This is a genomic window from Rhizobium sp. YS-1r (assembly GCF_000757525.1).
GTDB classification, from domain to species: Bacteria; Pseudomonadota; Alphaproteobacteria; order Rhizobiales; family Rhizobiaceae; genus Neorhizobium; species Neorhizobium petrolearium.
This window is the reverse complement of the sequence record NZ_JPYQ01000003.1, coordinates 25,158-37,991: the sequence shown is the minus strand read 5'-3', so window position 1 is coordinate 37,991 and position 12,834 is coordinate 25,158. Positions and strand designations below refer to the sequence as shown.

General features: G+C 60.3%; 10 protein-coding genes and 1 pseudogene. 7 read left to right on the top strand and 4 right to left on the bottom strand.

The features are described from left to right. The first annotated feature begins 84 nt into the window (after positions 1-84). Positions 85-1,282 (top strand): annotated as a pseudogene (locus JL39_RS03545) (IS256 family transposase). A gap of 3 nt (positions 1,283-1,285) precedes the next feature. Here JL39_RS03545 and JL39_RS03540 read toward each other — a convergent pair. The 3 genes from JL39_RS03540 to JL39_RS03530 all read right to left on the bottom strand — a co-directional run bounded on the left by JL39_RS03540 (position 1,286) and on the right by JL39_RS03530 (position 4,556). Further along, entirely contained in the window at positions 1,286-1,780 is a 495-nt protein-coding gene (locus JL39_RS03540; protein WP_037146338.1) for a hypothetical protein, read from the bottom strand. A gap of 39 nt (positions 1,781-1,819) precedes the next feature. Continuing rightward, positions 1,820-3,073 (bottom strand): flavin-dependent oxidoreductase, encoded by a 1,254-nt coding sequence (locus tag JL39_RS03535; RefSeq protein ID WP_037146336.1) that lies wholly within the window; start codon positions 3,071-3,073, stop codon positions 1,820-1,822. 793 nt (positions 3,074-3,866) lie between these two features. Then, on the bottom strand, positions 3,867-4,556 hold the full coding sequence (locus JL39_RS03530) for a FadR/GntR family transcriptional regulator (RefSeq protein WP_037146334.1): 690 nt from the start codon (positions 4,554-4,556) through the stop codon (positions 3,867-3,869). Between the two features lie 241 nt (positions 4,557-4,797). Here JL39_RS03530 and JL39_RS03525 point away from each other — a divergent pair, with 241 nt between their 5' ends. From JL39_RS03525 to JL39_RS03500, 6 genes are read left to right on the top strand one after another with little or no spacing between them, the layout of a single operon-like run. After that, positions 4,798-5,862: an extracellular solute-binding protein gene (locus tag JL39_RS03525; protein ID WP_081952689.1), complete on the top strand. Its 1,065-nt coding sequence runs from the start codon at positions 4,798-4,800 to the stop codon at positions 5,860-5,862. A 56-nt stretch (positions 5,863-5,918) separates the two neighbouring features. Further along, positions 5,919-7,328 carry a BPL-N domain-containing protein gene (locus JL39_RS03520; protein ID WP_161784734.1) on the top strand — a complete coding sequence of 470 codons (1,410 nt, stop codon included), beginning with the start codon at positions 5,919-5,921 and terminating at the stop codon, positions 7,326-7,328. Continuing rightward, the gene (locus JL39_RS03515; RefSeq protein WP_037146327.1) at positions 7,315-8,400 is read left to right on the top strand and encodes an ABC transporter ATP-binding protein; all 1,086 of its coding nucleotides are present in this window, start codon (positions 7,315-7,317) and stop codon (positions 8,398-8,400) included. Before JL39_RS03520 ends, JL39_RS03515 begins: the two co-directional genes overlap by 14 nt. Then, a complete protein-coding gene (locus tag JL39_RS03510; RefSeq protein WP_052182638.1) occupies positions 8,397-9,260 on the top strand; it encodes an ABC transporter permease in 864 nt (287 codons plus the stop codon). The genes JL39_RS03515 and JL39_RS03510 overlap by 4 nt, the downstream gene beginning before the upstream one ends. A gap of 3 nt (positions 9,261-9,263) precedes the next feature. Beyond that, positions 9,264-10,046: an ABC transporter permease gene (locus JL39_RS03505; protein ID WP_037146325.1), complete on the top strand. Its 783-nt coding sequence runs from the start codon at positions 9,264-9,266 to the stop codon at positions 10,044-10,046. Positions 10,047-10,056: 10 nt separating this feature from the next. Then, complete coding sequence (locus tag JL39_RS03500) at positions 10,057-11,844, top strand: gamma-glutamyltransferase (protein WP_037146323.1); 1,788 nt, start codon at positions 10,057-10,059, stop codon at positions 11,842-11,844. A gap of 105 nt (positions 11,845-11,949) precedes the next feature. On the opposite strand, the gene JL39_RS03495 is transcribed toward JL39_RS03500, so the two are convergent. Then, positions 11,950-12,768: an ABC transporter permease gene (locus JL39_RS03495; RefSeq protein WP_037146433.1), complete on the bottom strand. Its 819-nt coding sequence runs from the start codon at positions 12,766-12,768 to the stop codon at positions 11,950-11,952. Between the last annotated feature and the right edge of the window lie 66 nt (positions 12,769-12,834).

The window sequence follows — 12,834 nt, the reverse complement described above, 5'->3', positions numbered from 1 at the left end:
GGAGTGGTGTAGCCGGGATTTCATAGCCATCGGTGATTTCCGGTAGGGTCGGGTTGCTTATGACCAACCTGAGGGACACCACCGATGACCGACGACATGATGAACCTGCGCTCACTTGTTGAGAAGAGCGCCGATGCCGATTTGCTGCGCGAGATGATCGGCTTTGCTGCCGAGAAGCTGATGGCGCTGGAGGTCAGCACCAAGACCGGTGCTGGCTATGGCGAGAAGAATGGCTTCCGACTTGCCCAGCGCAACGGCTATCGCGACCGGGACTGGGAGACACGAGCGGGCACCGTCGAGCTGCGCATTCCCAAGCTTCGCACAGGCAGCTATTTCCCGAGCTTTCTTGAACCGCGCCGTATGGCCGAGAAGGCTCTGACGGCGGTCATCCAAGAGGCTTATATCCAGGGCGTTTCGACCCGATCCCTCGACGACCTCGTCAAGGCCATGGGCATGAGCGGCATCTCCAAAAGTCAGGTGTCCCGGCTTTGTGAGGAGATCGACGAGAAGGTGAAAGCCTTTCTCGACAGGCCCATCGAGGGAGAATGGCCCCACCTCTGGATCGATGCCACCTATCTGAAGGTCCGGCGTGGCGGACGCATCGTCTCCGTTGCGGTGATCATCGCCGTTGGCGTCAACACTGACGGTAGACGCGAGGTGCTCGGCATGGAGATCGGCACATCCGAGGCCGAGGCGATCTGGACCGAGTTCCTACGCAAGCTCACCAGACGGGGACTGCGCGGCGTCAAACTCGTCGTCTCCGATGCGCATGAGGGTATCAAGGCCGCCGTGTCGAAGGTGCTCTCCGCGACCTGGCAGAGGTGCCGTGTCCATTTCATGCGCAAATGCGCTCGCGCACGCTGGAAAGAGCGGACGGCGCGTCGTCTCCGCCTTCATCGCAACAGCGTTTGCCCAGGACACACCTGAAGCCGCCAGCCAGCAATGGCGTAATGTCGCCGACCAGATCAGGCCGAAGGTGCCGAAACTCGCCACGCTGATGGATAGTGCCGAACAGGATGTGCTCGCCTACATGACCTTTCCCAAGCAGCACTGGACCAAGCTTCACAGCACCAATCCGATCGAACGTCTCAACGGCGAGATCAAACGCCGGACAGAGGTCGTCGGCATCTTCCCCAACGATGACGCCATCGTCAGACTGGTTGGCGCGCTGCTGGTCGAACAAAATGATGAATGGGCCGTCCAACGATCCCGCTACATGACACTTGAGACCATCGCCGCGATGAGCGATGATCCGCTCATCAGCCTGCAAGCCGCAAGCTGACACTCATCCGGCCCTCTGGGATGAGCCGTGGTCGTCTAAGCTACACCACTCCATGGGACACGATCCGATCTGCGGGCTCGCCATCATGATCCAGGACACGGTGAACAGGATCGACGGGATGACCAGCGGCACGATGGAGGCCGCATAGAACATCATCTTGAACGGCGTATTCGTCCGCTCGTTGAGCCAGGCGAACAGCGTGCCGATGACCAGCGCGAGACAGGACGTGCCCGTGGCGAAGACCACCGAGTTTTTAAACAGCGGCAGAATGCTGGCGTCCGTCAGCGCCCAGACATAGTTTCCGAGCGTGAGGACGGCCGGAACGTCGCCTACGGCAGGCGTTATGAAACTCTGCCACAGAAGGAAGACCAACGGCACGAGCGCAAGCAAGCCGACAATCAGTACCGCAGCGCCAATGATCAGCCATTCGGCCCGAATACGGCCGAAGAAGCTCGGCTTTTCGACCGATTTTGCGCAACTGCTTTCCTGTAACGACATCCCGACCTCCCGAACGAAATGCTGTCGACGAGCCGGGAGTTAAACCCCGGCCGGCGACATCGCGAGGTTTTCCTTATGGTAACCTGCGATCTTCTGGTAGCTGGTGGATAGCTTCTCGAGGTCCTCGTGGCTAATCACCTTGTTGATGTCGTTGAACGGCTTGTCACCCGTCCGCTCGAAGACTTCGCGCAGGATGGCATCCGGCGGGTTTTTGCGGTTGGTGAGCACGACCTGTGCGGTTGCCGGACGGCGCACCGCTTCATAGGCATGCATCGCCTTGATCGGATCACCTTCCTTGACGATCGCGTCGGTCAACGCACGGCAATCAAGGATCGCCTGGGCGGAGCCGTTGGCGCCACGCGGATACATCGGGTGCGCGGCATCGCCGAGCAGCGTCACGCGGCCGAACGTCCACTGGTCGAGCGGGTCCTGGTCCACCATCGGATATTCGAGGATGGCGTCGGCCGCGTTGAAGAGCGCCGGGCAATCCAGCCAGTCGAACTTCCAGTTCTTGACGACATCGAAGAAGTCTTCGATGCGGCCCGGCTTGTTCCAGTCACGCTGCGACTTGTAGTTCTCGGTGGCGATATCGACGACCCAGTTGATGAGTTGGTTGCCTTCGCCGTCGATATTGTCGCGGATCGGGTAGATTAGTACCTTCGCCGTATTCAGCCAGCCGATGCGCACCATGCTGGCGCCGGTCAGGAACGGCTTCCACTTGGTGACGCCGCGCCACATGTTGATGCCCGAATAACGCGGCGGGCCTTCGTTCGGATAAAGCTGCTTGCGGATCTTCGAATGAATGCCTTCGGCGCTGACGACCATTTCGGCCTTGACCGAGGGACGCGCCGAGCCGTCGCGCGGATCGACGAAATGCAGCGTGACGAAGTCGTCGTCCTGCTCGAAGCCGGTGCACTGCCAGCCGGTCATCAGGCGATCGGCACCGCAACGCGCCTTGAATGCCTCGACCAGAACCATGTGGAGATCGCCGCGGTGGATCGAGAATTGCGGCCAATGATATCCTGCATAGCGGCCGGTCGGCTCGGTGAAGATATGTTGGCCGTAACGATTGTAGAAACCGGATTCCTTCGTGGTGATCGCCACCTTGACCAGGGCATCCTCAAGGCCGAGCCGGCACATCTCGCGTGAGGCATGCGGCAGGAGGTTGATCCCTACGCCCAGCGCCTTCAATTCCGGGGCTGCTTCGTAAACGCGCGAGGCGATTCCCTCTTCATGAAGCATGAGCGCAAGCGTCAACCCGCCAATGCCTCCACCTACAATCGTCACTTCCATTGTCTGCTCCCATCTCCCGTCGAGAATAGCTGGCACCTCCCGCCGGATACCGCCGGAAGACACTCGAAACTGGTCGGGGTTTTGGGCAAAGCTTCGCCACCACAGGAAGTACCTGCCGTGGTTAGTCCTAAAGCTATTGCAATCCTCCCGATCATCGCCATCAACAGAGCTCGAAGAAGCGCCGGTTCATTTGATGTCCGATGTATGACCATCGCTAGAGCTGTTCTTGACGAATGACAAATAGTTTGATTCTTTGAAGTCATCGCGAAAACAGATCACTGAAAAGGTGATGCGCCAGTGACCGACGTCGTCGCGATTTCGTAGTTCCTGGCTGCCTTGAGCCGTTCCCTTAACCCCATATCGACCCAGGGAGCGGCGCCGGTGCGACGCCTTTGACGATCTTAAGATCGCCGCGAAACTGGGTTGAGGTCGGTACGCGTGACGAGGAACCATTATATGCCCTGCGCCTGGGCGCAGGTGTGATTTTCGGGACGCTTACTCACAATCCGACAACTCGAATTGTGAAGGTCCGACGCGCCTTTCGATGACATTGGCAGGACCGTTGAGAAGCGTTGCTAGGATCATCAGCACGAAGAGGGCACGAACATCATCGCCCTGCCGAATGGTTGACGGTCTCGATGATGATCCCACCGTGGGTGGAAATCGCTGTGAAAAGTGTGTCCTCGCGGCCATCAAGAAATGTGAAATTGAACATTGCGTGCCAGGACGGGCTATCAAGTCCGGGCCGGGCGCGCTGGAAACGGCAGTGCCTGCGGTTAGGAGCTTCTTGTCTTCAGAGACTTTCCACGATCGACTGGCTGATCCGCACGCCCGCAGTCGCGATATGATCACGCATGGCGTCCTCAGCTGCCTGCGGATCCCTCGCCGCAATCGAGGCGACGATGGCGTTATGTTGACGGACCATCTCCTCGCTCACTCCGTGGGTGAAAACACGTGTCCGCGAATTCACCCAATGCTGTTCCTTACGCACGGAATTGATGAGGCGGAATACGCCCCAAAACATTGTATTGCGAACACTTTCCGCAATCTTGGTATGGAAGGCGCTGTCCCATCGTTCGTATTCCCGTGGTGTTGCAGCTTGCGCCGCCCTGCGGACGAAAAGCTTCATCTGGTCGATGTCTTTCGGCGTCGCGCGCGTCGCGGCAAAACGGGCCAGCACCGGCTCGATCTCCAGTCTGACCTCAATGATGTCATGGGGGCTGGTCCGGTTGGTGAGCGATTTGAGGCTCGTGGACTTTGGCCCTACCTCTCGAACAAACGTTCCAAGCCCTTGCTTTCTGAAAAGCAGCCCCTCCCCTTCGAGTTCATTCAATGCCTCTCGGACGGCACGCCGCCCTACACCGAACCGATCGCTCAGTTCGCGCTCCGGCAGAAGCCGCTCCTCCCTAATGAACCGTTCGTCCGTGGCCTCGATTGCTGCACGTAGCGTATCGAGCAGATTTTGCTTGTTTCTCGTCGACACGATTATTCCTCATATTCGCGGCCACAACGTGAACCATTGCGAACCATTTATCAAGATATACACTGCGCCATTTTTTTAGGCGGACTAATCCATTTGATTCATTATATGGCATAATTGCCGGAAACTAGCTTGACTAGGCCCGTCGAATGACAAAAAAATAAGACCTGATCGCAGCGACAGACGTAAAAGGCTCAGTGTATTTATGGAACCAATTTGAAATGGTTCATTTAAGGGGAACAAAATGGACAGACGTAATTTTATGAAACTCGCGGCCTCAGCCGCGCTTGCCTCTCCAGCCATCGGCTCGGCGCGCCTCGCCTTCGCACAATCGAAACCCGAGTCACTTGCAATGATGACCTGGGGCGGTCTGTGGGGCGATGGCATGGCCAAGAATGTCGATACGCCCTTTGCGGAAAAGACCGGCGTCAAGATCGTGCAGGATCGTGGATCCAGCCCCGTCGAGCGCATCACCAAGCTGAAGATCAGCCTCGGCAACCAGGTCTACGATCTCGTTCAGCTCCATGATGGTGTCGTCCCGCTGGCGGAGGCTCAGGGCGTTCTGGAAGAACTGGATCCTAACTCTCAGAATTTGCCTTTTCTTGCCGCCGTGCCTGACCGCTTCAAGCGCAAGGGCTGGGTGGCGATGATCTATTCCGCCCTCGGGATTGCCTACAACCCGAACCTGGTCAAAAAGCCTCCCACCAGCTTTGCGGATCTGTGGAACGAGGACTATCGGGGACAGATCGTCCTGCCGGAAATCACCCATTCGATCGGCCCCTACATCATCCCGATCGGCGCAATGGCAGCCGGCAAGGACGCCAGGGACGGCGAAGCCGGCTTCGACATGCTGGGCAAGATGGCCGCTCTCGATCCGATCTGGGCCAAAGATACGGACACCATCATGAGCGCGCTGGTCAACGAGGAAGCGGCCGTCGGCCTGCTTTACAAGTCGCAGACCTATACGGTGCGGCAGCAGGGTGGAAAGGTCGAATGGGTCTTTCCGAAGGAAGGAGCGATCTCCTACCTCTCCGGAACCGGCATTGCCAAGAATACCAAAAACAAGGCGCTGGCCGAGCAGTACGTGAACATGACGATCGACCCATCGACGCAAGGGTGGGTCGCCCAGGTGTTCAACTACGGCGGCACGCATCCCGACACGCTGGCCAAGCTGCCCGTGGAACTGCAGGAGAGAGTTCAGTTCTCGCCGGAAGAGGCGGCGCGTATCGTCGACCTAGATCAGGAATTCATGTCCGCCAACCGCGGCCAATGGACTGACCGCTGGAACCGCGTCGTTTCGGGCGGTTGAAGACAATGGACGGCGGCCTTATGGCCGCCGCACCAAATGGCAGGAATCCCAATCTCATGACGATTTTCAAGCTGGCTGACCGCGGAGCGTTCACCGGCATTCCTCTGACGTTCCTCAATCGATGCCGCGCATATCAATTCCCCGCGGCCGACGGTGCCGAAGGATTCGTGGTCGACGGGCAACTCGCTGAAGCCGCTGCGAGACTTGGCCTGACCGGCGAAGCTGCCGAAGGTCTGCCTGAGACAAGTACGCCTCCGCGCATCGCAATCTACGCGGGCGAGGCCGTCGGCTATCCCTACTGGGCCTATTATGCCCATTCCCTGCTCAGCCTGGGGCTGACCTTCTCGCCAATCGACGGCCGGCAGATCGTGGCCGGGGCGCTTTCGGATTACGATCTGCTCGTCATGCCCGGCGGCTTCGCTACCTGGGGCCTGGATCGCGCCGAAAACCTCGCCGGCATCGACGCGGCAATCCACGCTTTCATCTCCGCGGGCGGCGCGTTCATGGGTTCCTGTGGCGGCGGCTTCTATGCCTCGGACGGGCGGCCGGGCTGGCTGCGCGCGATCGACGCGACCCCGAATTATACGCAGGAATATCTTTCAACCGGAGCAGCGGTGCTGGGCATTTCGGTCAGCGACCCGGTTCTTGGACGCGGCCTGCCGGAGGCGATCGAACTGCCATACTATCACGGACCGGTATATTCGAATTCGGTTCGCGCTGCAGTCTCGCTCGGGCACTTCCGCAATTTCATTTCTGAAAGCCGGCTGTTCATCGACAACCCGCTTGCACCGTCACTCTTCGATCGCGAGATGAAAAACACGCCCGCCGTTCTTTCCGCCAATCTCGGACGCGGCAAGGTGATCATCTTTTCGCCGCACCCGGAAATGGGCGAGTTCCTGCGTAAGGGCATCGTGCTTGAAGCCTACGTTCGGCGGTTTCTTCCCATTCGCGGCTTCAAAGTCATGGACGAGACGCTACGCTTCTTCATGAAAGAAGACTGCGCGGGTTTCAGACTGATCTATAATGCGCTTGTCTATCTCGGTTTGTTCGAAAGGCGAGGCGATGGCGCCATCTCTGAAATGGAGAAGGTCTCGCCGCACGAACTCCTGCAGCTGCTCAACGAATTGGACGCGGCCATGATCGCCTCGTTTGTCAGGCTGGAGGCCCTGGCGTGCTCCGAGACCGAGGCAATGCACCACCTCCTCTCCGCCGAATTCGGAAGGCTGAAGCAGGAATGGCAAGACGTGCTGGCGGGCATCCGGACTGAATGTGCCGCAGGCCTCGTCGACATCCGGCTGGTCGATGGCCTTGTCGGCGTCCTGCAGGCATCCCTCCCCTCGCTCGAAGCCCCGTCGAAGCCTACCGAAACCCTGGTGTTGACCGAAATGCCGATCAGGCTCTGCGCCGCAGGACTGCGTATCATGCGGTGCGACAATGCCCTGGAGACATCCCATGAAAACCGATAGCACCACCTCGGCCGGCGCATCCGATGTACGCTTCGTCTCGGTCGAAAAGTCGTTTGAAACCGCGACCGCTCTGCACTCCCTGGACCTCGAGATCGAGCGTGGGACGCTGTTTGCGCTGCTCGGGCCGAGCGGATGCGGCAAGACAACAACCCTCCGCCTCATCGCCGGTTTCGAGCAGCCGACCCGGGGACAGGTATATATTCGCGGAAAGGATGTGACGGGCATACCGGCCTACAAGCGAAGCTTCGGCATGGTCTTTCAGAATTTCGCGCTTTTTCCGCATCTGAGCGTCACCGAAAACGTGGCATTCGGTCTGCAGATGCGCGGCATCGGAAAGGATGTCGTCCGCCAGAAGGTTGCCGCCGTTCTCGACCTCGTGGCACTTGGAAAGTTTGCGGACCGCTACCCGCGCCAGCTTTCCGGCGGCCAGCAACAACGCGTCGCGCTTGCTCGTGCCGTCGTGTTCGAGCCGGACGTACTGCTGCTCGATGAACCCCTGAGCGCGCTGGACAAGATGCTTCGCGAGCAGATGCAGGTGGAAATCCGCCAGTTGCAACACCGCCTCGGCATGACCACGGTCTTCGTCACCCACGATCAGGAAGAGGCGCTGACCATGTCCGACCGGGTGGCGGTGATGAACCACGGCCGCATCCAGCAGGCCGGCACACCGAAAGACATTTACGATCGGCCGCGCACCGAATTCGTCGCGACTTTTCTCGGCGCGAGCAACATTCTCGAAGGACATGTGCGGGGCCGCGAAGGAGTTCGTGCTGTCGTGGACGTCGCCGGTAATCTCGTTCAGGTTTCCGGCACGCCCGTCAGCAAGGGGAAGCTGCGCTTCGCCTTGCGGCCGGAGAAGATCGTGCTCGATCCGCAAAGCGGCATTCGGGCGGTGGTGAAGGACGTCATCTATCGAGGCGCCCAGACCTTCCTTTACCTCGATATGGGAGGAATAGCCCTCAACGCGGTACTGCAGAACACCGCCGCGACGCCAGCCGATATAGAGACCGGCACCTCCGTGGGGCTGTCATGGGAAACGGCAAGCGCCGTCGCACTGGAGGATCCGACATGAACAGGGTCCTTCCCGCATCATCTCTGCTCTACGCTGTCGCCTTGCCACCGTTGGTGATCCTCGGCCTGTTTTTCGTTGTGCCGCTTTGCTACCTGCTGTTCGTCAGCTTCATGACGAATTCGGGAACGTCGCTCTTTGATCTCGAGCCGACGCTGATCAACTATGCCGAAATCTTCACCGACTCCTTCTACCTGCTGATCATCCGGCGGACATTGCTGTCTACGGCCATCGTCCTCACCCTCTGCCTGCTGATCGGCTATCCCGTCGCTTTCTATGCAGCCCGGTTGTCCGCCCGAGGGCGCATGATCATGCTGATGGTGATGATGGTACCGCTGATGGTCAGCAACGTGGTCCGGGCCTATGGCTGGGTCGCGATCCTGGGACGGCGCGGTTTGGTCAGCAGCACGCTGACAGGCGTTGGCCTCATCGAACGGCCGGTGCAATATCTCTATTCCTTCGAGGCGGTAACGCTCGGACTGCTGACGATCCTTCTGCCCTTCATGATCGTCTCGCTCACCAACTCGCTGACCACCATAGACACGCGATATACCGAAGCCGCCTATTCGCTCGGCGCCAGCCCGTGGCGTGCTTTCCTGCGCGTTACCCTGCCGCTTTCCAGCCCAGGCATCGCATCCGGCCTTATGCTTGTCACCTTCCTGACGCTGAGCGCCTACGTGACCATCGCGCTCCTCGGCGGGCCACGCTACAAGCTGTTGGTAAGCCTGGTATTCGACAGCGTCACCACCTTCCGGTGGCCCCGCGCTGCGGCTCTCTCTTTTGCGCTGCTGATCATCGCCCTGATTATTGCGGTCATCATTCAGCTCGTCGTTCGACCTAATCGCGTACAGGGGAAGGACTGAACCATGGGACCCGTCTTCCTCCGCCTTATCGTCGGCATCGCGCTTACCCTGATCATGGGGCCGATCCTTGTCGTGCTGATCGTGTCGTTCAGCTCGGGCGATGCGCTTGTCTTTCCGCCACCCGGCTTCTCGCTGCGCTGGTTCGTCGAATTCTTCGGAATAGCCGAAATGCGCAACGCCTTCATGCTCAGCATCGTTCTGGCGCTCACCTCGGCCTGTGCTTCCGCCCTGCTCGGACTTCTGGGCGCCATCTATGTCTCTCGCAACCGGAACGGCCTTTCGACCTTCCTGCAGATGCTCATCATGGCGCCGCTGGTGTTTCCAGCGCTTATCCTCGGGCTTGCGCTGTTGCTGCTCTACAAAACGGTCAACATGAGCGTGTTGCCGGGCCTTTTCATCGCGCATGTGGTCGTCTGCCTGCCTTACGCCTTCCGAGCCGTGCTGACCTCGCTGCAAAGCTTCGACACAACGCTGGAAGAAGCAGGCCAGAGTCTGGGCGCCGGACCAGTGCGTTCATTCATGCTGATCACCCTACCGATCATCTGGCCAGGAGTTCTCTCTGGCTGGCTGTTCGCCTTCGTCGTCTCCTTCGGGGAACTGAACACCGCGCTGTTCCTGACGGGGCCGGGCATCGTGACACTGCCGATCGAAATATTCAGCTACCTGCAATTCCAGGGCAACCAACTCGTCGTCGCCGCGGCCTCGGCATTGCAAGTCCTCATCATCCTCTTCGTGCTTGTGTTGGCCGAACGGTTGGTCGGCGCCAAGCAACTCGTCCAGAGATAGGCAGTCGGATATGGCACCTTTTATCACACGCCCCGAACTCAGCGGCACTTTTGGCGCGGTCAGTTCCACCCATTGGCTGGGTACGTCCGTCGGCATGTCGGTGCTGGAGCGCGGCGGCAATGCGTTCGACGCGGCTGCCGCCTGCGGCTTTACCCTTCAGATCGTCGAACCGCATCTGAACGGGCCCGGCGGCGAAGTCCCGATCATTCTCAAGAGCGCGGGCGAGGACGAACCGGTCGTCATCTGCGGTCAGGGCGTGTCTCCAGCTCTGGCCAGCCTGGAGGCTTTCCGCTCGCTCGGCCTCGACATGGTGCCCGGCACGGGACTTCTGCCGGCCGTCGTTCCCGGCGCCTTCGATGCCTGGATGCTATTGCTGCGCGATTACGGCACTCTGCGGCTCGAAGATATCTTCTCCTATGCCATCGATTACGCGGAAAACGGCTTCCCGCTGCTGCCGCGGGCGATCGCGTCGATCATTCCGGTCGAGGATCTGTTCCGCAACGAATGGCCGACCTCGGCCGAGGTCTGGCTGCCGCATGACCGAGTACCGAAACCCGCCGCCCTGATGCGCACACCGGCCATCGCCGCGACATACCGGCGCATTCTCGACGAGGCAAAGGCAGCGGGCGGTGATCGTATTGACCAAATCGAAGCCGCGAGAACGGCTTTTTATCGCGGCTTCGTCGCGGAAGCTATCGACCGCTTCTACCGGTCAGCGGAACTGTTCGACACGACGGGCCGCCGCAATGGTGGTCTGCTTCGCGGCGATGACCTTGCCCGCTGGTCGGCGACGAAGGAAAGGACCGTGTCCCGCGATTTTCATGGGTTGACGGTCCATAAGACCGGCCCGTGGGGACAAGGACCGGTCTTCTTGCAGCAGCTAGCACTGCTGTCGCAGCTCGACATCGGCAGTCTCGACCCATACGGCGCCGACTTCATCCACACGGTCGTCGAAAGCGCCAAACTCTGCTTTGCCGATCGCGAGGCGTTTTACGGTGATCCGAACAGTTCAGACATCCCGGTTCAAACCCTGCTTTCCGACGACTACGCCCGGGAGCGGGCCAAACTGGTTGGTTCCGAGGCTTCGCAGCGGCTGGCCGCCAGCCATCTTTCCGGGGCGGCGGAAAGGCTGGAGCGGATCGCAGCCCGCGCCGGCAGCGAGGTTCCGCAGGGGCCGGGCGGCGGCGAGGTCACGTTCGCCGCTGTGCCCGAGATCGAGGGCGACACCGTCCATCTCGATATCGTCGACCGTTTCGGCAACATGGTCTCGGCGACACCGAGCGGCGGCTGGCTGCAGAGCTCGCCCGTCGTGCCAGGGCTTGGCTTTCCGATCTCCACCCGAGCCCAGATGTTCTGGCTGGATGACGGCCTACCTTCGACGCTGCGGCCCGGAACCCGCCCCCGCACCACCCTCACCCCCACATTGGTGACCAGAGACGGAGAAAGTTTCCTTGCGATCGGGACACCGGGCGGCGACCAGCAGGATCAATGGCCGTTGACGGTATTCCTGCGGCATGTCCTGCACGGACACGGCCTGCAACGCGCGATCGACGCTCCCATGTTCCACAGCAAGCACTGGCCGGGATCCTTCTATCCACGAGAATACGAACTCGGCCGTCTTCTCATCGAAGACCGGTATGACGCGTCTGTTCTTGATACGCTGCGCGAGCGAGGCCACAAGCTCTCCGTCCAGGAGAGCTGGGCTCTCGGCCGCGTCTGTGCCGTCGAAAGACGAAACGGTCTGCTCTACGGCGCGGCGACGCCTCGCCACGCCCAGAGCTACGCGATCGTACGCTGACCGATCGTCCTATCGGGCACCGTCCCCATTCCATATCCTGCTTGTCCATGCGACCCTTCAGCGGATAGACATCGATGTTTCTGGAATGAAGATGTCGATAGTCCTCTATCGAGACCGCGGGTCCAACGCGTCGCGCAGACCGTCGCCCAGAAGGTTGAACGACAGCACGGTCATGAAAATCGCCATGCCGGGCCAGAGCGCCATCCAGGGCGCATTGCTGAGGAAGCGTTGCGCCGAGTTCAGCATCGAACCCCAGGACGGGGCCGGCGGCTGGAGGCCGAGGCCTAGGAAGGACATACTGGCTTCTGCGATGATCGCGGATGCGATCGTCAGTGTCGCCTGCACCATCAACTGCGGCAGGATGTTCGGCAGGATGTGGCGCACTGCAATGCGCCATTGCGGATTGCCCACGGCGCTCGCAGCCTCGATATATTCCTCCGCCTTGATCGACAGAACCTGACCGCGGGTCAGGCGGATGAAGAGCGGCGTGGCGGTGATGCCGATTGCAAGCATGGCATTCGTCAGGCTCGGGCCGAGGAAGGCCGCGAAGGCGATCGCCAGGATCAGGAACGGGCAGGCGAGCATGGCGTCGGTAAAACGGCTGATGAAACCGTCAATGATGCCGCCGAGGAAACCGGCGGCAAGGCCGAGCGGAACGCCGATTGCCATCGCGATCGCAACCGAGGTAAGGCCGGCCATCAGCGAGGCGCGCGCGCCCCAGATGATGCGCGAAAGCATGTCGCGGCCGGCTTCGTCCGTGCCGAACCAATGCGCCATGGACGGGGCTTTGCGGACCAGTGTCCAGCTCTGGGCAGCCGGATCGTATGGGGCCAGCAACGGCGCGAAGACGGCGACGAACACCATGAGCAGCACGACCGCGAGGCCAAGAAGCGCGCTCTTTCGTTTCGACAGCCGCCGCCACAGGCGGCCGCGGAAGAAGTGCGTGACGGGGTTTCCCCTGGGAGTGGCAACAGATTTGGTTTCCGAGAT

Coding starts and splice junctions, on each gene's coding strand:
- JL39_RS03540 (WP_037146338.1), bottom strand. CDS start 1,780: ATGTCGTTACAGGAAAGCAGTTGCGCAAAATCGGTCGAAAAGCCGAGC.
- JL39_RS03525 (WP_081952689.1), top strand. CDS start 4,798: ATGGACAGACGTAATTTTATGAAACTCGCGGCCTCAGCCGCGCTTGCC.
- JL39_RS03520 (WP_161784734.1), top strand. CDS start 5,919: ATGACGATTTTCAAGCTGGCTGACCGCGGAGCGTTCACCGGCATTCCT.
- JL39_RS03505 (WP_037146325.1), top strand. CDS start 9,264: ATGGGACCCGTCTTCCTCCGCCTTATCGTCGGCATCGCGCTTACCCTG.
- JL39_RS03500 (WP_037146323.1), top strand. CDS start 10,057: ATGGCACCTTTTATCACACGCCCCGAACTCAGCGGCACTTTTGGCGCG.
- JL39_RS03510 (WP_052182638.1), top strand. CDS start 8,397: ATGAACAGGGTCCTTCCCGCATCATCTCTGCTCTACGCTGTCGCCTTG.
- JL39_RS03515 (WP_037146327.1), top strand. CDS start 7,315: ATGAAAACCGATAGCACCACCTCGGCCGGCGCATCCGATGTACGCTTC.
- JL39_RS03535 (WP_037146336.1), bottom strand. CDS start 3,073: ATGGAAGTGACGATTGTAGGTGGAGGCATTGGCGGGTTGACGCTTGCG.